Genomic DNA, 20,609 nt, shown 5'->3' on the forward strand with positions numbered 1-20,609 from the left:
GACCGCAACGAGGTACTGACAGACGTGATGGAGTGGGCGGCCGCCATGGACTTGTCAGGCTGGCGTGTAGCCTCCGGATGCCTGTTCCAGACGGTGTGGAATGTCATCACCGGGCGGCCTCCGGGCGCCGGTATCCAAAACTACGACCTCGTCTACTACGACGCGCGCGACCTGTCCTGGGAGGCCGAGGGCGAGGTGATCAAGAGGGAAGCGAGGGTTTCGCGCCTCCAACGCTCTCGTAACCCGCGGCCAGTTGCTCAGCCTGCCCGAGGAACAGGCCGGCGCCCAGGACTTCGACGGCCGTGTCCTGCGCCTCGCCGAAGACCTGGCCTTCCTCAGCGCCAACCCTGACCATCTCGCCGGGGCCTGCGCTCAGCTCGCCTCCCTGGACCAGCCGGCCGTCGTCTCCCCCGCACCGAGCCGGGCCCTGATCCGCATGATCGACTGCATCGACCACGACCGTCCAGCCCGGCTCCTGGAAGGCCACTCGGAGCACCGCCGGGTTCAGGCCCTGGCCGCCCTCGCCACCAACCCGCACACCCCGCACGCAGCCGTGGCCGACGTCCTCCATGTGCTGCACCCCGCCGGGCTGGCCTGGATCGCCGAGAAGGTCGAAGGCCCCGAGTGGTTCCTCAACACGGCAGCCGCCGTCCCATCCGCCGAGACCGTAGACGACGGTGTGCTCCGGCAGCTCAACGACGACGAACTCAGCCAGCACCCCGACCCGGCGGCCGTCCTGCAGTCCTGGCCCGACTCCCCCGCAGCCGATGAAATCCTCCCCCGCCAAAAGGTTCTTCGCATGACCCCTCAGCGACGCGACCTGCACAGAGACCCAGACCTGACCGTCCGTGCCGACGCTGCCCTGAAACAGCAGGCCACACAGACACTGAGCGACCGATACCGAGAGATGCAAGCCTTCGTCGCGGCCGCTTCAACGCACTGGTCGCCAACCCGGACGGCTTCCTGGAGCGGCTCAACGAGCACTGGCCGGCAAAAAAAGCCCCGCGGCCGATCGCGAAAGACCACCTCGCCGTTGACCGACGCCAACGAGACAGGCGACGCCCCTGCGGGCCAACTGTGGTCTCTCAGGAGGTTGGTGCCTGGAAGTCCCCGATCGTGAGTTGCTGCGGGAAGGTGTCGAGAGGTTCCGACAAGACGGCACACCTAGGGGGCGTGGTCGGGGAGTTCTCCGGGCATTCCCCGATCGACCTGCGAGCCGCCGCGCGCCACGCTCGGGGGATGGGCTCACCTCGCCTCAGGCGCTTAACCCGACCCACTCTCCTCCGCGCAGCCAACGCCGCCTCGTACGCGCAGTGGTTCGCGCTGTCCGGCATCGCAGCCGTGCTCGGCACACGCGCCTTTCTCGCCCAGGCCGGGTATCCCAAACTCGGCGGCGGGAGCAGTCACCTGCACATCGCGCACATGCTGTGGGGCGGGCTGCTGATGATGGTCGCCCTGCTCGTCCTGCTCTGCTGCGTCGGGCGGGCCGCCCGCGGCGCCGCCGCCGTTGTCGGCGGGGTCGGGTTCGGGCTCTTCATCGACGAGGTCGGCAAGCAGGTCACGGACGAGCCCGGGTACTTCTATCAACCCGCCGCCGGGATCATCTACGGCAGTTTTGCCCTGCTGTTGCTGCTCGTGCAAGGCATCCGGAGACGAGGGGCCGAACCCGGCGCCCTCACTCCCGACCAGCGCACTGTCCAGGCCGCCGACCTCGCCCTCGGCGGCGTCGGCTCCGGGCTCACCGACGAGCAGCGCCGCGCCGCGCTCCGCCTCATCGAGGGGTCCCGGCGCGACGCCGACCAAGCGCTCGTACGGCTCATCGAAGCCCTCCCCGAGCGGCCTCCCGCACCGCACCGCCGACGATTCGCGGAGGCCGCGCACGCGCTGCGCCGCGTCGCCCGCACCCGCGCTGCCGCCGTCGGGGCCGTCGCCTGCGTGCTCACCGAGGCCGTGCTGTTCACCGTGTGGATCCCGATGGAGGCCGTGAGCGGCGAGCTCGACCGCGATCCGCAAGTCGGTGCCGCCGTCGGGATCCTGGTGAGCGCCACGGCGTCCGTCCTCCTCGGCATGGCGGGGCTGATGCGCCTGTGGCGCGATCGGGCCGTTGCCTTCCGGCTGTTCAGGCTGGCACTGCTCGCAGACATCCTGGCCGGGCAGGTGTTCAAGTTCACCGTGAACCAGTTCGCCTCTGTCACCGAGCTCGTCTTCGACCTCGGCGTGCTGTGGGTGATCTCCGTGCAGCTCGCGGAGGCCCGGCGAGATGTGCGCCGTACCGCCACCGACCGCCCGGCTGTCGCATCCGTGGCACCAACGTCATGAGATGGCACAGCTAGACCCTGTCGTTCGGATCAGCCCGGCCGTGAGGTGCGGCGCCTCTGGACCGCCCTGACCTCGCGACGCCGGGATGATCCAGCCGAGAGGGCCTAGCCCAGATACCGGGCCACCGCTTCCTCGATCCCCGTCGCGTCCGCGCCCTCCGCCGCCCAGGCCACGTATCCGTCGGGCCGTACCAGGACGGTCGTCCGGCGGTCGCCCGCCCAGCGCGCCACGGTCAGCCACCCCTCGCGGACACCGGGGCCTTGGTACGTCCCGGGCGTGATCAGCACGAACCGGCCGCCGCGCAGCGCCTCGTAGAGCCGGCCGTCCTTCAGGGCGACGTCGGGGACGCGGGTGCCGGTGAGGCGGTGGGCGCCGCGGGGGGCGGGGTAGGCGTAGCCGATCCCGGTGACCTGACCCAGGGCCTTGCGCTGGGCGGGCGGGGCCATGTCGACGAACGCGGAGACCACGGCGCGGGCGGCACGCAGCAGCGGATTCCGCGCGCGGGCCAGCCGGACCAGTCCGCCACTGCTGCGCAGCACCGCCCTGCCGACCGGGTGGCGCTCGGCCTCGTAGCTGTCGAGGAGCCCTTCGGGCGCCCGGCCCCGGACGGCCGCGGCGAGCTTCCAGCTCAGGTTGGCGGCGTCCTGGAGGCCGGTGTTCATGCCCTGCCCGCCGGCCGGGGAGTGGACGTGCGCGGCGTCCCCGGCGAGGAAGACCCGCCCGACCCGGTAGTGCGGTGCCTGGCGCTCGTCACTGTGGAAACGGGAGAGCCAGCGGGCGTCGTGCATGCCGTAGTCGGTGCCCAGGGCACGGCGGGTGATCTCCTTGACCTCGTCGAGGTCGAGCGGGGCGTCGTCGGAGACCTCGTTGCGGCGGTTCCAGCCCATGACCCGGAACCAGCCGTCGCCGAAGGAGGCGATCATCGCGAAGGCGTCGCCGCGGCCGTTGACGGTGAGGACGCCCTCGGGCTTCTCGGCCAGCCGGACATCGGCCAGGATCAGCGACTTGATGACGGAGACACCGGGGAAGCCCAGGCCGATCGCCTCCCGCACGGCGCTCCGGTGACCGTCGGCGCCGACGACATAGGCCGCCCGGTGGGTGACGACCGCCCCGTCCGCGCCACGCACGTCGAGGTCGACCCCCTCGTCGTCCTGCCGCAGCCCCACGACCTCGCTCTCGTACGCGAACTCGACCCCTGCCTCCCGGGCCCGCCGCTCAAGGAGCCGCTCGACCTCGTACTGCGGGGTGATGAGCAGGAACGGGAAACGCGAGGGCAGCGTGCTCAGATCGAGGGTGAGGCGGCGGAAGAGCCGCAGGCCGGTGATGGTGTCGCCGGTGGTGAGGAGTTCGTCGGCGAGGCCGCGGGCGTCGAGCTGCTCCAGGGTGCGGGCGTGCACGCCGAAGGCGCGGGAGAGGTTGCTGATCTTGCGCGGCCGCTTCTCGACGAGGGTCACGGCAACGCCGGCTATGGCGAGGTCACCGGCGAGGAGGAGACCGGTGGGGCCGGAGCCGACGACGATCACGGTGCTGTGGGTGGCGGTGCCGTTCATGGTGGCCTCCTGTTGCCAACTCTTGCTTGCCATCGCCCATTGCCAACAAATGTTGGCCAACGCTCGTTGACGAAGGTAACCAGACGTCAAAGGGAAGTCAACAGTCGTTGGCAAACATTTGTTGGCGCACGCTTGTTGACCTACGGTCGTTGGCCTACGCTTGTTGGCATGAACGGCAGCGACAGCACCTCCGCGGTTCCCGGCTCCGGCGCCCCCCGCCGCTCCGACGCCACTCGCGGCGCGATCCTCGCCGCGGCCCGCGAGCGCTTCGCGACCGACGGCTACGAGCGAGCCACCATCCGCGCCATCGCCAAGGACGCGAACATCGATCCGTCGATGGTGATGCGGTACTACCGCAACAAGGAGGGCCTCTTCGCGGCGGCCGTCGCCATCGACCTGCGCCTGCCGGACGTGAGCGGGGCGGACCGCCGGCAGGACGCGGGGCGCATCCTCGTCGAGCACTTCCTCGACATGTGGGAGAACAACGAGGTCCTCACCGCCCTGCTGCGGGTCGGCGTGACCAACCAAGCCGGGGCGGAGCGCATGCAGGGCATCCTGCGGGACCAGCTGCTGCCGGTCGCCCGGCAGCTGTGCCCCGACCCCGAGCAGGTCCCGGCACGGGCGGCACTCATGGCGTCGCAGCTGCTGGGGCTGGCGCTTACGCGGTACGTGTTGCGGATGCCGCCGGCAGTGGGGCTCGCGCGGGCGGAGATCGTGGCATGGCTGGCACCGACGATCCAGCGGTACCTGACGGCGCCGAGTCCCTGAGGCTTGCCGAGCACTCGTACCGCCGGGGACACGGGACCGGTAGGGCACTGGAGGGGCACTGGAAGGGCACTGGAAGGCCGCCCAGTGCACGGGACTCGCCGGGCGCCGGGAACCCGCCGAGCCCCTGACACGCCTAACGGTCTCGTTGGATCATCGGCCGGACCGGAGGACGATGCCTGCGACGTGGAGTCCGGCCAGGTAGATGGGGGCGGTCTTCTCGTAGCGAATGGCGATGCCTCGCCACTGCTTCAGGCGGTTGCTGCACCGCTGCCGCCCGGCCTCGGGCAGTGGTGCAGCAACGGCTTGCAGGACGAGTGCTGCCGCGGCGAGCGGCAGGGTGCCTACGTCGGGAAGTTGGTGCGCCGCGAAGTCGACGATGGCAGGCGGCAGCCAGACCACCAGCTCGGCGCTTGTCCCCGCGGCGGTTGCGAGGGCGGCGCAGACCGCGGCCACGATGGCGGCGACGGAGGGCGTGGCCGGACGTCAAGTCTCCGTCGGCCTCCTTCGGCGGCGCGGCGGCCCGCCCCGTCCAACCGCCTGCCGTGTTCTCGGAACCAGCGCAGCACCAGTACCGCCTGGCGGAACGGGCCCGAGTTTCGCGACCTTCTTGTAGCAGCTCAGGGCAGCGGCCAGGCTGAGGAAGGCGAGGAAGTGCGAGCCCTTCCGTTCGTATCGGATGGTCAGGCGGCGGTAGCCGAAGAGCCAAGCGATCGACCGCTCGATCTTTCAGCGGTGCCGACCGAGGCGTTCGCCGGACTCGATGCCTGGCCGCGCGATGCGCGCGACGAGCCCACGCTCGCGCAGCCAGATGAGGTGTTCGGCGGAGAAGTACGCCTTGTCCGCGCGGAGTTGACGGGCCGGCGCCGCCGTGGTCCCCGGCGGGACCGGACTGCGGGGATGCCGAGGACGAGCGGCTTGAGGGCGAGACTGTCGTGCATGTTCGCACCTGACACGGCGACGGCGAGCGGGATGCCCTGAGCATCGGACAGCACGTGCAGCTTGCTGCCCTTCTTGCCGCGATCGACCGGGTTCGGCCCTGTCAGCGATCCCCCCTTTTGGCGCGAGCGGAGGCCGCGTCGACGATCGCCGAGGTCCAGTCCGCTTCGCCCCCGGGCCCCGAGTTCGTCCAGCACCGCCCGGTGCAGCCGACGCCACACGCCGGCGTCGGTCCATATCGTGATGCGGCGATGCGCGGTGGCGGAGGACGTGCCGAACGTCGGCGGCAGATGCCGCCAGGCACAGCCGCTGGTCAGCACGTACACCACTGCGGTGAACACGGCCCGCTGGTCGCGCGGAGCGGTCCCGCCACCTTGCGGTCGAGCCGCGAATGACGGCAGTAACGGGGCGACCAGCCTCCAGAGCTCATCAGGAACCAAACGCTTCGACAGATCAGCACTCACGGCCGGCATCATGCCGCTCGAACATCAAGCATCAAGTCACGGGGGACAGCCTTCTATGCCTCGGCCTATGCCTCGATTGATGCGGCCGATCTGGCGGCCTGCTCGATCTTCGCGTAGTAGGCGGTGCGGGCGTCCTCATCGATCTGCATCTCGTGTTCGGGGCGCATCCCGGTTCGGCCGTCCACGCCTTCGCGCAGGATGTCGGCGTGCCCGCAATGCCGGTTGGTCTCGCCGAGGACGTGGACCAGGATGGCGAACAGGTTCGTGTTGGGATAAGGCTCCGGCCACCACGGCACGTGGCCCGGGGCATCGAGGGCAAGCGCGTCGATCGTCGCGTCCGAGTGTTCCCACGTGCGCCGGTAGGACTCGATGATCTGATCGCGCGCCTCGTCCTCAGCCGCCCACAGATCGCTGCCGTCGTGGTCCTGCCACCGGGGCAGCGGTTCTGGGGACGGCCGGTCGAAGACCTCGCCCAAGTACCTGGCCTCGACGCTGGCCACGTGTTTGACCAGGCCGAGGAGGTTGGTCCCGGTCACCGTCAAAGGTCGGCGGGCGTCGTATTCGGACAGGCCGTCGAGCTTCCAGAGCAGCGCCTTGCGGTCCCGCCGCAGTCGCCCGTGCAGGGTGCCCTTCGCGAATTCATCGATCATGCGGCATGAGCCTGCCATGGGCTACTCGTGGCCTCAAGATCCCGTACGTGGACCGCAACGACCGGCGGTGCTGAAACCCGGCCATGGCCACCGCCCCGAGCTACTGAAGAAGCTCGCGGAACTTGCCACGTGAGACAGCCTGTTAGCCTCTGAGAAAACCCCAGTGACCGCTATGAATCGCCCAGACGAGAGGAATGCCTGATCCACCCTGCGATCACTCGCCTCCGGCAGCTACTCCCGCCACCGTCGTCGGGAGGTGACAGCATCGACTGGGCAGAATTGTTCCGTAGGACTGCGATGACACTGCCGACGGACTATCGCGAATTCATCGAGACATACGGCGGCGGAGAGATTGAGCTTCTTCGAGTTGGCCACCGATCAGGTGACGGTCCACGAACCGCAACGAGCGAGGCCCCCGGGCTGTTGATCGAGATGTCTGACGTCTCAACCACGCTGCTCGGGGGCCTCGTTGGTCATCCATCCTGCCGCACTCGACCTGCCCCATGCGCTCGTGGAATGGGTCACCATGCTCGTTGTCACCCGTGAGGGCGACCGCCGCTGCAAGCTCCGCCCGTCCCAGCGCGCGATGGTGGCACTGGTGTACCTCCGCGAACACACCACCTTGGCGAAGAACGCTGCCGGATTCGGGATCAGCGAGTCCACCGCCCACGCCCACACCAGCGCGGTCGTCCGCCTGCTCGCCGAACGTGTGCCGGGTCTGCTGAAGGTCCTGCGCGAGGCCGAGGCGGACTTCGTCCTGCTGGACGGCACGCTCGCCGAGTGCGACCGGGTCGGCGACGGACGGGCCGACCACTCGGCCAAGCACCGCAGACACGGGGTGAACGTGCAGGTGGTCACCGATCCGGGCGGCCGACTGCTGTGGCTCTCACCCGCACTGCCGGGCCGATCCCACGACCTGACCGCTGCCCGCACCCACCGGATCATCCGCATCTGCGAGCGCCAGGGCGTCCCTACCCTGGCCGATCTCGCCTACCAGGGCGGCGGCCCCTGGGTGACCACGGGCATCAAACGCAGGCCCCTGCAGGAACTCACCCTCACCGAGAAGACCCTCAACCGGGCCCTGGCCGCGGCACGGGCACCGGTCGAGCGCGGCGTCGCACGCCTGAAGTCCTGGCGCATCTTCCGCAGATCCCGGTGCAGCCCAAACCGCATGACGTCAATCGCCAAAGCCGTCCTCACCCTGGAGCGGCACCGCTGAAGAAGCTTACTGATGCCCCCGCCGTCCTCAGCGAGGTCCTCGGCGTCTCCATCGGAGCGGCCACCGGCCGGGCTGCCGTCGCAGGCGGGCCCCGCGCTCAGTACGCCGCCGAACTCAGCGGCCGCTCAACGAGCTCGCCTCCGAGGTGAACCTGCAGGCTGCTGGGATCGCTGCGCGTCCATAGTGCGTAGCTTCTTCGACGTGCGCGCATCACTGAAACTCGCCTGACGTCCGCTGTTCGTTTCTGTGCCGTTCCTCTACGCTCAAGGAGCATCTTCAACTACCGCATGACATCTGCCCGGTGATGAAGTCGGCATGGGGTGCGCGTCCCCGCTCCACGCCACTACTGGACGGCTTCAGGCGCAGCCACGGGTCGGCACATCCGGACGCCGACGACCCCGTTGGCGCGTCCCGCCGGGCGGCGAAAGGGATGCGCCGTGCCTTCGGCTTCGGCGAACTACCGCACTTTGCTGCGCACTTCGGGTGCCGCGGCCTTCTTCCTTCCCGCCGCTGCCGGGCGTCTGGGCATCGCCATGACGGGCATCGGCATCGTCTGGCTGGTGCACGCACGCACCGGGTCGTATGCCGCCGCGGGTCTCGTCACCGGCGGATTCGCTGTCGCGGACGCCGTCGCCGGGCCCCAACTCGCGCGCCTTGTCGACCGGTTCGGGCAAGCACGGGTGCTTCCCTGGGCGCTGGGCGCACATGCCGGGGCCGTGGCGCTGCTACTCGCCGGCGCCGTTCCGGACCTCGTCGCCGGAGTGCTCGTCGGGGCAACGCTGCCCCAGCTCGGTGCCCTGTCCGCCGCTCGCTGGTCCGCTCTGCTGTCCGGCGAACGGGCCGCCGCTCTGCCCACCGCCTTCGCCCTGGAGGCCCTCGCCAACGGCGTGTCCTACCTGGCCGGCCCGGCCCTGGTGAGCGTCCTCGGTGCGGCGGGCCACCCGGGCGCCGGGGTGCTGCTCGCAGCCGGGCTCGTCGGCGGCGGCGGGCTCGCCCTCGCCGCCCAGCGCCGCACTATGCCGCCCCTCACCGGCCGTGCCGAACGCCGGCACGCCGGACGCGCTCTGCTCCGCTCCGCATTCCTGCGGCAGGTCGCGCTCGGCCTCGCGCTCGGGGTGTTCTTCGGCGCGGTGCAGGTGTCCGTCGCCGCGTATGCCGTCGGACGCGGCATGTCGGACGCGGCAGCGCTGCTCTATTTCGCCTCCAACTGCACCAATCTGGTGGGCGGTTGGGCCTACGGAGCATTGCGCCACGGCGGCTCACCCCGGCGCCGCCAGGCCGCAGCCGCCGCCTGCCTCACCCTCGCGAGCCTCCCGCTGACCTTCCTCGACGCGCCCCTCGCGGTCGCCGCCACCCTCGCCCTGACCGGACTCGTCGTGCCGCTCCTACTGATCCTCGCCTCCGTCCTCACCCAGTCGTCGGTCCCGCGCGCCGTCCTCACCCAGGCGTTCACCTGGGGCAACTCCGCAAGCGCCGCAGGATCAGCAGCCGCCGCGGCGGTCGCGGGGCGGGTGGTGGACACGGGCGGCGCACACAGCGGTTTCTGTGTGGCGGCGGGGGCCGCGGTGGCGATGACGGTCATAGCGCTCAGCGGTCTGCGGGACTCATCACCAGTCATGCCGAAGTCGTCCGCATCCGCGGAAACCACGGCGCTGAACCCGTCGGCCACACGGCAGGAATGAACTGCTCGGCGGCCATTCCGCAGCTATGAATAACCTAGATCGCCAGTACTGGTCCAGGCCCTCGGCCGGTCATCCAAGGTGGCGATCGCGAAGTACGCGTGGAACGGCAGGGAGCGGTTGGGCCTGCTGCTGGTGCGAAACGATGTGATCGTGCTGCACGAGATGCGCTGGCCGGATGAGATCCGCGACCCTGCCGAACTGCTCCCTCCGGCCACGGAGGTCCCGAAAGGGAGATCGTGGCCCGCTCGCGCTGATCGAGACGATGAGCCGCGATGACCTCGAAGGACTGGAGTTCGAAACGCCTATGCCGACGCCATGGCGGAGATCATCGAAGCGAAGCGGGAGGACAAGCCCCTTCCCCAGACGCCGGAGCCCGCAGAGCCCGGCAAGGTTGTCGATCTGAAGCAGTCGGCCACGAAGACCGCCCAGACTGCCAAGGCCGCCACGAAGAAGACCCCGGCCAAGAAGACGTCTGCGCGCGGGTCTCGCAGCGCCTGCCCGGGCCCGGCGTACGGGGCTGCGCCTGTATGCCGATCTGCAGCAGGCCTCTACCCAGGTCGGTTCCAGCGGGTGAACGGTCTGGCCCGTCACCTCGGGGGATGTGACGGGCCAGACCTGAGCCTTACGGTGCCACACGGCGATGCGCCGCGCGCATTTCTAGAGCATGCGGAGTACGCCGACGACCTTGCCGAGGATCTGCGCCTGGTCGCCGGGGATCGGCTCGTAGGCGGGGTTGCGGGGCATGAGCCACACCTGCCCCTCCTGCCGGCGCAGCACCTTGACGGTTGCTTCGTCCTCCAGGAGCGCGGCGACGATGTCGCCGTGGTCGGCGCTGTCCATGCGGCGGACGATGACCATGTCGCCGTCACAGATCGATGCGTCGATCATGCTGTCGCCGGAGACCGTCAGGGCGAACAGGTCGCCGTCGCCGACGACTTGGCGGGGCAGGGAGTAGACGTCCTCGACCAGTTCCTCGGCGAGCAGGGGTGCACCGGCGGCGATCCGTCCCACCAGCGGCACCTCGACCGGCGCTTCGCCTCTGGTGCCGAGGTCGGGTGCCCAGGAGGGCCGTACCTGGTAGGCGCGTGGACGGTGCGGGTCACGGTAGAGGACGCCCTTGCGCTCGAGGGTCATCAGCTGGTGGGCGACCGAGGACGTACTGACGAGGCCCACGGCCTTGCCGATCTCCCGCATCGACGGCGGGTAACCCTGCCCCGCGACCGACTCCGTGATGTAGCGGACGATGGCCGACTGGCGGTCCGTCAGCTCCCCCTCGGCGGTACCGGAGCCCGGGGGACGGCCCCGGCGTGCTGGCGCACTGTTGTCCATCCCGGCTCCTCCATACAAGATCTTCGCAGAACGCGACCTTAACCCGCCATCCGGCGCACATGGAACGCCCTTACGCATGCACCCGGCACCGGGACCGGCCTCGGGAGAAGGGGCGTGGACCGGCGCCGGGAGTAGCTTCCCGCCGTGCGGAGACGGGACAGCGGGAGAGGGAGATCGGCCGTAGTCGCGTAGTACGACTGCCCTCTGCGTACGGCTGAGCGCGTACGTCTGCCGGTATGCCCATCCCGATTCCAGGGCCTGGAGCTCCTTCTCGGTGAAGGCGCGGTGAAACGGATCGGGTCCCAGCTTCCTGCTTCCGTCCGCCCGGTCGACGTACACGAGTGCACAGAAGGTGCCCGGAGGCGCAGTCAGCGTCCGACGTTCGTCAGCAGCCGCTAGTACCGGAGATACGGGAGTGCGTAGCGGCAGGTCACCACATCGGCTGTGCCTCGAAGCAGGACCGACGGGATGGGAGCGCCGTCGATGTCCCAGCCAGCACGTGGGCAGGCCAAGTAGTCGTGCCGTGCACGATCTGCTGGTAGGCGCAGCCTTGGTCGTGAGGATCGGAGGGGGATCGGATATTCGGTGTTCTGCCCGCCCCATGAGGACACAAGATGGTGCGCATGACTTTGGCCACCCCCATACTGCACACCACTCGCCTGCGACTGCGCCCCTTCACCGACACCGACGCGGACCTGCTCTTCGCCCTGCACAGCAGCACCTACGTGATGCGCTACTGGGACTCCCCGCCGTGGGACGAACGGGCCCGCGCCAAACGCTTCATCAACATGTGCCGGACGATGGCGGACGAAGGCACCGGGGCCCGGGTGGCCATCGACCGCGCTTCTGACGGGGCCTTCGTCGGCTGGTGCGGTCTGACCGGATGGAACCCGGACTACCGCAGCGCGTCGTTGGGCTACGTCCTCGACGAAGCAATGTGGGGACACGGCTACGCGACGGAGGCCGCGCACGCCTTGCTGCAGTGGGCATTCGACACACTGGACCTGAATCGAGTGCAGGCCGAGACCGATACGCGCAACCTGGCATCTGCCCGGGTCCTGGAGAAGATCGGATTCATCCGTGAAGGGACGTTGCGGGAGGACTGCGTTGTGAACGGCGAGGTATCCGACTCGTGGGTATTCGGGTTGATCAGGCGAGAGTGGCGCTCCGCAATCGCTCCCCCAGATCTATGCCGGAACCGGAGCTGATGGGACAGGCCGGAGAGGTCACCCAACTCCAGCGAGCCACTGGGTCCTGATCCTGCCGGCGGTCTTCATGCCTTGCCCTCGGGCAACGCAGCGCCGCAGTCGTAGTCGTCCACCGCGTCGAAGGCCGGACGGTTGCGCTCGCCGTACACGGGATCCACGACATCACGCGCCTTGGCGCCCGACTTCAGATTGCTTGCCGAGGTATCGATCGCCTTGAGCACCGTACGGAAGTGTTTGGCGACGTCCGGCGGCGCGCTCGCTTGCATCGCCTCACCCATGTCGGCGATCAAGGCGGCCTTCCTCCGCAGCTCTTTGAAGTCCAGCGGCTCCCCTTCGATCGCCGCACCCACTTCGGCGCTGTAGGCGACGACGCCGACCTGGAAGGTCGTCAGATCAAGGCAGAAGGCCGAGGTTGCCGTGGCGCTTGGCCGTGCGGTCGGCGTGCTGGACGAGGCCGGGGCCGATTCCGGTGGTGCGGCCACCGGGGAAGCGGCCTCCGGGGAACTTGAACAGCCTGCCAGCGCCATTGCGGCGGCGATCACGAGGATCCATCGCGGAGCTCTCATGGGCGGACAGTAGACAACGAGGTCCGGGAGGGGTCCCTTGGCCGTGGGCTGCGGTGCTGCCGCCTTCGTCGCCGTTGCGGTCCTCTTCGCCCTCAACCCGCCTCAACCCGCCTGATTTTCAGCGGCGGACAGCACTGCCACGCTCCCCCACACCTGCTCAGGGCCCCTCCTCCCCTCATCAGGCCCCAAGAAATCGAACATCTAGGCTGGCGCGGTGACTGATGAGCAGGAGCGGGTGCAGCCGTCGGGAGTGTGGGCCACGGCGGTGGGGGTGGCCAGGGTGCGAGCGCTGGAGACCGAGCGGGAGAACGCGCTGTTCCGCGACCCACTGGCCCAGGCCTTCGCCACCACCCGCGGCCTGTGGCCCTCCTCGCCGCCGCTGCCCGATGATGAGGCCGCACGGCGCCGCCGGCTGGCCGTGTCGTTCTCCATCGTCATCAGGACGAAGTTCCTCGACGATCTGTTGCAGCAGGCCTCCGCGTCCGGGGTCCGGCAGGTCGTGCTGCTCGGCGCCGGCATGGACAGCCGGGCCTTCCGGATGGACTGGCCCGAGGGCACCCGGCTGTTCGAGGTCGACACCGCCGCGCCACTGGACTTCAAGGCTTCGGTGCTGCGCCAGGAGCGGGCCGTCGCACGCTGCGAGCGGATCACCGTCGCGGCGGATCTGCGTGCGGACTGGCCAGGCGCGCTGGCCGCCGCAGGGCACGACCCGGCGGTGCCGACCGTGTGGATCGCCGAAGGACTGCTGATCTATCTGCCCGAGGATGCGGTGGAGCTACTGCTGGCCCGGATCAGCACGCAGTCGGCGGCAGACAGTCGGATGGGGCTGACATTGGGCTCGCGCGGCGTGATCGAGCGCTTCGGCGCGGATGCCGCGCCGGGATCGGCGGCGTCTATGTGGGTTTCGGAAATGCCCGACGACCCGGTGGGCTGGCTGGCCGGGCACGGCTGGGAGGCCGACAGCCACACCCTGCGCGAGCGCGCTGCCGCCTACGGCCGCCCGATCAGCGCCCCGCCGCAGCGCGAGGAGCGGCCCGGCGGACTGATCTCGGCGGTCCGCCGGTAGAGCGCCTCCCGGTTCCCTAGATGATCGATCCCAAGGGGGCCTGATGAGTGGAGCCAGGTTCATGCGTGTCCAGCCAGTCATGCGCGCACTGAATTCAAGGGCTCCCCGCCACGTGCCGGACTGCCAGCAGGCAAGGTTGCGCGACAGAAATGGGTTGAAGTCGGAGATCGTGACACGGATGCTGCCAGCATGAAGATGCACGCCAACCAGCTGACGGTGTCGCCTGAGACGGTGCGCATGTTGGTAGAGCAGCAGTTTCCCGAGTGGCGGAGCCTGCCAGTCAGGAGCATCGCTGCGCAGGGTACGGTCAACGCCATCTTCCGTATCGGCGATCGGTTCGCAGCCCGATTCCCTCTTGAGTTCGCAGACGTCGAGTCGACGCGGCGGTGGCTGGAGTCCGAAGCGGAAGCGGCTCGCGAGCTGGCCGGTCGCACGCGTTTCCCCACGCCCGAGCCGGTCGCGCTTGGTGAGCCGGGGGCAGGCTACCCGCTTCCGTGGTCCGTGCAGACGTGGCTGCCCGGGACCGTGGCCGCCAACGAGGGCCCGGGCGAATCGGCCGCGTTCGCCGGTGACTTGGCCGATCTCATCGGCGACCTACGCGCGATCGACACGCAGGGCCGCACGTTCGCCGGCACGGGTCGAGGAGGCGACCTGCAGTCCCATGACGCGTGGATGGAAACCTGTTTCAGACACAGTGAGCAACTCACGGATGTCCCTCGGCTGCGCCGCATCTGGGCAACTTTGCGTGATCTGCCGCGAGGCGCAGCTGAGGACACCATGGCCCATTGCGATCTGATTCCTGGCAACGTGCTCGTGTCCGCTGGTCGGCTTGCGGGGATTCTCGACGTTGGCGGCTTCGGGCCGGCTGACCCTTCGCTGGATCTTGTGAGCGCATGGCATCTGCTCGAGGTTGGGCCGCGGCAGGTGCTCCGTGATCACCTGGGTAGCGACGACCTTGATCCGTTTCTGTTCGAGCATTTCGCCGGAGGTGTGTCGGGCCGGGTCGAGACCCGTGCGCCGCCACGCCTCGCGGGTCAGCGGAAACTGCCGGTTCTGCATGAAGATGAAGTTGCCGAGCGAGTAGAAGATCGGACGGCCGCGGTACACCTCGATACCCCGCAACTGGTGCGGACCGTGGCCGAGGACGACATCCGCCCCCTCGTCGACGGCCGCGTACGCGAGTTCCCGCATGAAGGGGGGCGGCTCGGCGCTGTAGTTGCCGGGTTCGTGGGTGTGGAGGGCGACCACGGCGATGTCGGCGCTCTGTTTGGCCTGCCGCACGCTGGTACGCAGGGCGACGATGTCCTCCTCCTCGGCCCTCCAGTACGGTCCGACTCGGCCGCCGGTGGTGTCGGAGGAGATGAACGCGGTTCCCTGGAGCGTCACGGAGCCGTCCCGTGCGTCCGCGCCGCGTGCCGTGTGGTGCAGGGACTCGGGCGGGAGACTGTCGCGGATCGAGGCCATGACCGCGAGTTGGGCGGGGTGGACGGCGAACCACTTCTTGGTGCGCAGGCCGTTGATGCCGGGGCGCGCGGGCACGATTCCGAACGGGTCACTGGCCAAGGACATGGGCTGGTAGCGGGTCGCCGCCGACACGAGCGCGACCCGCCCCCGGGGAGTGGAAAGGTAGCGCGGGGCCCGTGCGGCGGTCAGTGATTCGCCCGCGCCGGCGTGGACGAGTCCGGCTTCCTCGAGGACGGCGCTGGTGGAGCGCAGGCCGGCCACCCCCCAGTCGGTGGCGTGATTGTTGGCCCTGGACACCATGTCCAGGCCCATGTCCCGGACATCGGCTCCGCTACGGACCGAGGTGACCAGCCACGATCCCCCTGGCTCGGCCTCCGGCCAGCCGCGGAAACGGTCGAAGTCGATCGCGGTCGTCTCGAAGTTCCCGATCGTGACGTCCGCGCCGCGCAGGACATCGAGAAGACCGGGCGCGGTTGTCTCGAGGCGGGGGGTCAGGACGTCGTCGTCGAGGACGAGGTCGCCGACCGCCGCGAGAGTGATTCCCGTACCGATGCTCATGCCGAGTCCTCCGAGTCTTCCGAGAGGAGGTGCAGGGTGACCGTTGAACGTCCGTCGACGAACACCCGGTTCGTTGCCACCACCCGGCGACGGTCGGTGGTCTCGGCCTCGCCGGTGCCGGAGTTGACGTCGAAGCGGGGGAAGTTGCTGGAACTGACGTCGATCCGGATCCGGTGACCGCGGGCGAAGAGGTTGGCGGTGTCGGGGGCCTCGACCGTGATGTCGTAAACCCGCCCCGGTTCGAGCGGTGACGGGTTCTCGTACGAGTCGCGGTACCGACAGCGCAGGATGCCGTCGGTCAGGTTCATGGCGAAGCCGGCCGGGTAGTCCTCGCTCGGCGGGTGGACGTCGATCAGCTTCACCGTGAAGTCGGTGTCGGCCGCACTGGAGGAGACCGCGAGCCGGGCGACGACAGGGCCGGCCACGACGACGTCCCGCTCCAGCACAGCAGTCTGGAAGGTGAGCACGTCGGGACGGGCGTCGAGCGGCAGCCGCGACCCCGCCAGGGAGAACGTCCGGTCGTCGGGGCGCTGGTCGAAGGCGCCGCCGACCATCACGGGTTCGCCGGACGTCACCTGCCCACCGATCGTCGGCACCGGATCGCGGGGGTCGTGGTCGTACTCCAGGTACCCGGTGAGCGCCCCGGGCTCCGGCGTGAGCTCCCCGCCGGCGGTGAGGAAGAACTCCGTGGCCTGTGCGTCGGGCGGCGGCCAGGCCGAGCCGGCCTCCCAGCGACCGCCGTGGTCGATCCGGCCGTCCGCGGTGCGCTTGCCCGACCCGCCACCCATCCTGAAGTAGCGGACAGCCGGGTCCGTCGACGTCGACGGCGTCGGGGAGAGCTGCGAGTCGAACCAGTTGGCCCGGAACTCGACGTAGTCGGCCGCCAGGTTGCCGTCCAGGGTCGCCTCAGGACCGAAATCGACGTCCCCGGCGTAGGAGACGCTGCGCCGGCCGTGCGTCCACGGACCGAGAACCAGATACGCCGGGCTCGTCTTGCGAGCCCCCAGCTCCTGGAAGTTCTCGACGGCGGTCCGGATATAGGGGTCGTACCAGCTGGAGATGTGCAGGCTCGGCACGTCGGGGAAATGGTCGAAATGGCCCCGCCCGTAAATGCCGAGCTGCTGCCAGTACGGCCCGAACCGACCTTGCTCCCACTGCTCGAGCAGATAGTCCTCGTACTCCGGAGCGTGCCGCAGGGGTGAGTGCCCGCGCCGCCACGGCAGCTGCCTGAACCACTCCTCGATCGACTCCCTGCCGAGCGCGGCGCTGCGCACCGGATCGGCCAGTGTCGCCGAGCTGGTCCGCGCCCTGGCGAAGGCCCAGGTCGCCTGCTTGAGTTCGAAGGCTCCGCCCAGCCGGACACCGGTCTCGTAGGCGCTGGCGAAGCCACCGGAGTCGAGGAACATCGCCGACAGGGACGGTGTCCCCAGCGAGGCGAGCGCGGTCTGTACGTGTGCCGCGTAGGAGACGCCCATCGTGGCCACCCGGCCGTCGCACCAGGGCTGGGCCGCGAGCCATTCGACGGTGTCGTAGCCGTCCTCGGCTTCGTTGAGGTACTTGACGAACTCACCGCCGGACTCACCACGGCCACGGCAGTCCTGGCGGACCACGTGGTAGCCGCGTTCGACGAAGCGCCGGCACACCGCCTCCGGCGGAGGCGGGTTCCAGGACGCGAAGGCCCCGTCCGAGCCGCGCGCCTTCCGGCGGCCGTAGGGCGTGCGCTCCAGCAGTACGGGCCGCGGGGCCGGGTTCGGATCGGCCGCGTAGACGTCCGTGACCAGCTCGGTTCCATCGCGCATCGGTAGGCGGATCACCCGGCGCCATCCGGATCCCGGCTCCGGGACGGCCTGCCAGGTGCTCTCTGTCCCCGGACTGTCGACCACGTTCATTCCCTCGCAACGTTGTGCCACTGATGAGCCGGGACTCTAGGTCGGGGGCGGAAGCGTGAGCCCGATCGTTACCGCGAGGGCGGTAACTGTTCGTCTACAGTCAGCGGATGCCAGTCCTCCTCGATCTCAGGGGCGCGAAGAGTTCGGACGTGACCATCGGAACGTCACCGATCTCCGAGCTTCAAGCCTGCTTGCACTCGCTGGCCGAGCCCGACCACCACCTGGACTCCCGGTCATGGCTGGCAAAGGTCAGCGAATCCCTTCCACGGGAATTCCGTGAAGGGCTGACGCGATTCGCGCCGCTCTGGGCCCGCCGCCGCTGCCGCCTCATGCTCCCGCTGAGCCCTCCGCTCGACGCGGAAATCGAGACGGAGATCGATCGCCTGTCGCAACTCGACGAGACCACGTTCATCGAGGCCGCCGCCTACGCGATCCAAGGCGGAGCCTTCGACCCGAGCGGAGCGCTCACCCAACCGGCCGACTTCGTCACGGCATGCGAAGCACGCTCGTTCTCCCGAGGCGAGTTGGCGAAGAAATTGATCGACGATCCGGAGGCGTTTCGGACATCCCTGGTACGGCTACTGGAGGACTCCGTGGAGGAGTTCTTCGCGGAAGAATGGGAACGCATTCACGACCGCCTGCGCGAGGAGGCCGAGCAGACGCGTTCCAGGCTCCGAAAACTGCCCCTCGCGGAGCTGATCTCCTCAGTGAGCCCTGCCGCACAGGTAGTTCAGGGCGGCAGAGGCGTACGCTTCGACAAGTTTCAGGACCTCAATGTCCCACTCCGCGGGAACCATGTCTTCCTCGTCCCGACCATTCACGGACGCCCCCATCTCATCATTCGAGGCGAACCAGGATTCCCGGTCGTGCTGCATTATCCGGTGGCATGGCAGCGCCAACCGCCCTCCATCGACGAAGTACGCCAGCGGTTGCTGATCCTTTCCGACCCCGCACGCCTGAGCCTGTGTCGCCATATGGTCAATGAAGCGATCACGACATCGGATCTCGCTCGTCGCGCGAACATGACGCGACCGCAGGTCTCACGGCATCTCGCGAAACTCCGCTCGGCCGGGCTCCTGACGTCGGAGAGAAGTGGCAGGAACGTCTATCACCGAGTCGATGTGAACCACCTCATGCACATCGGCGTAGAACTTCTCCGGGTCATCGTTCGGTGAATTGAGCACGCTGACCATCCTTCTCCCGCTTCGAGCCCACACAACAGGAAACCGACGTTGCTCGACTCGGCCACCGGGCTCGGTTGGGTCGTCCTCCAGCAGCGTGGAGAGCGCTCCGGCTCGATCGGAAGTCGGCGCGGGAGGGCCTCGCGGCGGGTCCGTGAGCGCGGTCGCCGCATCATCGGGCCAGAACTCCCGTGCGCCGTCCGCCGGGGTCTCGCCCTCCAGATGTGCAGGTCGCGCGCCCCCGGCTCCAGGGACATGAGGGCCGGCGGTCAGCGTCCCGCGGCTGGAAGGAGACCTGTCCGACGAGCCGAGGCATCTCGTACGCGCTACCGGGCGATGGCCCGGCGCCGCGAAGGGACCCAGGACGCCGCCCGCATCGCCTACCGTACGGCGGAGTTCATCAGTTCATCTGGAGCGAGCGCCAGAAGCAGGAGGCCTACAGCGCCTTCCTGACCGCATAAGGGGAGCCGAGCCTTTGGGAAGGCCACGGCCAGACGCTCAAGTTGCCTCCGGTGCCCCAACCTCCTGGCCAGACCGGCGGCAGCTCCCGGCTGCTCGGCACATCCTGGTTCACCGCTCTCGCTTCTCTCATCGAGTCCGACGGAGAGTTGACCGACTGCGTCCTTGGAAAGGCACTCGAGTCCCAGGGCCTGTCCGGCATCCCCGCAGGTCTGTACACCTTGTCCCTGCGCCGCCCCACTGGCAGTTGAGCGGGGCAGCGGGCGTCGCGGCGACGTACCCGCCCGGAAGGGCGCCCGGGATGACGACGTCGTAATGCATGCCCGTGGAGTGCCCCTGCGGTGGTGTTCGACGGTTCTCTCGTGGAACGGGTTGGTCATGCGGCGCAGTGGCGGGGTACCAGGGTGGCGTGGATCTGACTGCGGATGTCGGCAAGGACGGCTTCGTCGCTGCGGTGCAGGTACATGGTGGCAGTCGTGCTGATGTGGATGATCGCGGTGATCACGCGCGCCAGCGTCGCCGCGTCGGCCGCACCAATGGACTCGTCGCGGGTGAGTAGGCCGGTGATGCCGTCCTCGAGGCGGGCGGAAAGAGCGAGGCCCGCACGCCGGTAGGGCTCTGCCGGGTCGCCGAAGACCAGCTCGTGCAAGTACGTGCGGCCGTTTTCGACCTGCCCCCTGATGCAGGCCACTACGGGCCGGATGAGAGCAGCGACTGGCTCCAGCACTCCCTGCCCGACGACGGTGTTCGCGGCAGCGAGGCCGTCGTCGATGGCGTCGGCGAACTTCTCGTTCTGCACCATGATCAGCAGTTCCGCCTTCGTGGACGCGTACCGATACAGGGTGCCGATCGCGACATCGGCCCGCTCGGCGATCTGCTGCGTCGTGACCCTGCTGACGCCGTGTTCGGCGAACAGCTCGCGGGCTGCGGTCATGATGCGCTCGCGCTTGTCCTTCTTGGCCCGCTCTCGACGCCCGATCGGCATGTGACCGCGTCCCATGAACGTCCTCCCCTCTTGACAACAAAAATGAGGCGACTCATAATTGAGTGTACTCGGGCCGGTCAGGTGAGGCGAGACCCCGTGAAGGCGTTCCGCAGGTGCCGGATCATCTGGACGACCGGATCATCTGGATATAACAGCTCAAACGAGAGGGAGGATCGACTCCCCATCAGGGCGTCCGCGACCTGATGCCGGACAGCCTCGGCAGGGAGAAACTGGAGAAGTACCTACGGGTGCTCAAGCCCGGCGGTAAAGATCATCGGGATCGCCGGTCCCCCAACCCCGCGTTCACCTGCGCGAG

At 68.9% G+C, this 20,609-nt stretch carries 17 protein-coding genes and 4 pseudogenes; 11 read left to right on the top strand and 10 right to left on the bottom strand.

Translation table 11 applies throughout. The features are described from left to right. Positions 1-45: 45 nt before the first annotated feature. Positions 46-156: pseudogene (locus OG252_RS01495) on the top strand (nucleotidyltransferase family protein); the annotation flags it as partial. 43 nt (positions 157-199) lie between these two features. Here OG252_RS01495 and OG252_RS01500 read toward each other — a convergent pair. Further along, the gene (locus tag OG252_RS01500; protein WP_329345437.1) at positions 200-913 is read right to left on the bottom strand and encodes a hypothetical protein; all 714 of its coding nucleotides are present in this window, start codon (positions 911-913) and stop codon (positions 200-202) included. A 326-nt stretch (positions 914-1,239) separates the two neighbouring features. On the opposite strand from OG252_RS01500, the gene OG252_RS01505 reads away from it, so the two are divergent. Further along, entirely contained in the window at positions 1,240-2,319 is a 1,080-nt protein-coding gene (locus tag OG252_RS01505) for a hypothetical protein (protein ID WP_266452571.1), read from the top strand. Between the two features lie 104 nt (positions 2,320-2,423). Here OG252_RS01505 and OG252_RS01510 read toward each other — a convergent pair whose 3' ends face one another. Then, positions 2,424-3,869, bottom strand: a complete 1,446-nt coding sequence (locus OG252_RS01510) for an FAD-dependent monooxygenase (RefSeq protein WP_329333081.1) — start codon at positions 3,867-3,869, stop codon at positions 2,424-2,426. Positions 3,870-4,037: 168 nt separating this feature from the next. Between OG252_RS01510 and OG252_RS01515 the strand changes: the two genes are divergently transcribed. Beyond that, positions 4,038-4,637, top strand: a complete 600-nt coding sequence (locus OG252_RS01515) for a TetR/AcrR family transcriptional regulator (RefSeq protein ID WP_329333083.1) — start codon at positions 4,038-4,040, stop codon at positions 4,635-4,637. 150 nt (positions 4,638-4,787) lie between these two features. On the opposite strand, the gene OG252_RS01520 is transcribed toward OG252_RS01515, so the two are convergent. The 3 genes and pseudogenes from OG252_RS01520 to OG252_RS01530 form a co-directional block, all read right to left on the bottom strand. After that, positions 4,788-5,090, bottom strand: a complete 303-nt coding sequence (locus OG252_RS01520; RefSeq protein WP_329333085.1) for a hypothetical protein — start codon at positions 5,088-5,090, stop codon at positions 4,788-4,790. A 138-nt stretch (positions 5,091-5,228) separates the two neighbouring features. Beyond that, positions 5,229-6,046 (bottom strand): annotated as a pseudogene (locus OG252_RS01525) (IS5 family transposase); the annotation flags it as partial. Between the two features lie 56 nt (positions 6,047-6,102). Next, positions 6,103-6,687, bottom strand: coding sequence for a DinB family protein (locus OG252_RS01530; RefSeq protein WP_266452563.1), 585 nt, complete (start codon positions 6,685-6,687; stop codon positions 6,103-6,105). Between the two features lie 469 nt (positions 6,688-7,156). Between OG252_RS01530 and OG252_RS01535 the strand changes: the two genes are divergently transcribed. The 3 genes from OG252_RS01535 to OG252_RS01545 all read left to right on the top strand — a co-directional run bounded on the left by OG252_RS01535 (position 7,157) and on the right by OG252_RS01545 (position 9,864). Beyond that, a complete protein-coding gene (locus OG252_RS01535; RefSeq protein WP_329333088.1) occupies positions 7,157-7,906 on the top strand; it encodes a transposase family protein in 750 nt (249 codons plus the stop codon). A 437-nt stretch (positions 7,907-8,343) separates the two neighbouring features. Then, positions 8,344-9,588 carry an MFS transporter gene (locus OG252_RS01540; RefSeq protein ID WP_329333090.1) on the top strand — a complete coding sequence of 415 codons (1,245 nt, stop codon included), beginning with the start codon at positions 8,344-8,346 and terminating at the stop codon, positions 9,586-9,588. Positions 9,589-9,636: 48 nt separating this feature from the next. Then, positions 9,637-9,864 (top strand): Ku protein, encoded by a 228-nt coding sequence (locus OG252_RS01545; RefSeq protein ID WP_329345055.1) that lies wholly within the window; start codon positions 9,637-9,639, stop codon positions 9,862-9,864. 381 nt (positions 9,865-10,245) lie between these two features. On the opposite strand, the gene lexA is transcribed toward OG252_RS01545, so the two are convergent. Further along, complete coding sequence (gene lexA, locus OG252_RS01550) at positions 10,246-10,917, bottom strand: transcriptional repressor LexA (protein ID WP_329333092.1); 672 nt, start codon at positions 10,915-10,917, stop codon at positions 10,246-10,248. A 623-nt stretch (positions 10,918-11,540) separates the two neighbouring features. On the opposite strand from lexA, the gene OG252_RS01555 reads away from it, so the two are divergent. Then, positions 11,541-12,125, top strand: a complete 585-nt coding sequence (locus tag OG252_RS01555; protein WP_329333094.1) for a GNAT family N-acetyltransferase — start codon at positions 11,541-11,543, stop codon at positions 12,123-12,125. Positions 12,126-12,190: 65 nt separating this feature from the next. On the opposite strand, the gene OG252_RS01560 is transcribed toward OG252_RS01555, so the two are convergent. Then, positions 12,191-12,667 carry a hypothetical protein gene (locus OG252_RS01560; protein WP_266452555.1) on the bottom strand — a complete coding sequence of 159 codons (477 nt, stop codon included), beginning with the start codon at positions 12,665-12,667 and terminating at the stop codon, positions 12,191-12,193. A 238-nt stretch (positions 12,668-12,905) separates the two neighbouring features. Between OG252_RS01560 and OG252_RS01565 the strand changes: the two genes are divergently transcribed. Beyond that, a complete protein-coding gene (locus OG252_RS01565; RefSeq protein ID WP_329333097.1) occupies positions 12,906-13,757 on the top strand; it encodes a class I SAM-dependent methyltransferase in 852 nt (283 codons plus the stop codon). Between the two features lie 237 nt (positions 13,758-13,994). Next, positions 13,995-14,615 (top strand): annotated as a pseudogene (locus OG252_RS01570) (phosphotransferase); the annotation flags it as partial. Positions 14,616-14,870: 255 nt separating this feature from the next. Here OG252_RS01570 and OG252_RS01575 read toward each other — a convergent pair. Both OG252_RS01575 and OG252_RS01580 read right to left on the bottom strand, forming a co-directional pair. Next, positions 14,871-15,779 (bottom strand): annotated as a pseudogene (locus tag OG252_RS01575) (CapA family protein); the annotation flags it as partial. Then, positions 15,776-17,578: a CocE/NonD family hydrolase gene (locus OG252_RS01580; protein ID WP_329333099.1), complete on the bottom strand. Its 1,803-nt coding sequence runs from the start codon at positions 17,576-17,578 to the stop codon at positions 15,776-15,778. The pseudogene OG252_RS01575 and the gene OG252_RS01580, both read right to left, overlap by 4 nt. A 197-nt stretch (positions 17,579-17,775) precedes the next feature. On the opposite strand from OG252_RS01580, the gene OG252_RS01585 reads away from it, so the two are divergent. After that, a complete protein-coding gene (locus OG252_RS01585) occupies positions 17,776-18,843 on the top strand; it encodes an ArsR/SmtB family transcription factor (protein ID WP_329333101.1) in 1,068 nt (355 codons plus the stop codon). Between the two features lie 518 nt (positions 18,844-19,361). Beyond that, positions 19,362-19,559, top strand: a complete 198-nt coding sequence (locus OG252_RS01590) for a hypothetical protein (RefSeq protein WP_329333103.1) — start codon at positions 19,362-19,364, stop codon at positions 19,557-19,559. Between the two features lie 125 nt (positions 19,560-19,684). On the opposite strand, the gene OG252_RS01595 is transcribed toward OG252_RS01590, so the two are convergent. Continuing rightward, complete coding sequence (locus OG252_RS01595; RefSeq protein WP_266452541.1) at positions 19,685-20,308, bottom strand: TetR/AcrR family transcriptional regulator; 624 nt, start codon at positions 20,306-20,308, stop codon at positions 19,685-19,687. Between the last annotated feature and the right edge of the window lie 301 nt (positions 20,309-20,609).

Origin of the sequence: Streptomyces sp. NBC_01352, from assembly GCF_036237295.1 — a bacterium.
Taxonomy (GTDB): Bacteria; Actinomycetota; Actinomycetes; order Streptomycetales; family Streptomycetaceae; genus Streptomyces; species Streptomyces plumbiresistens.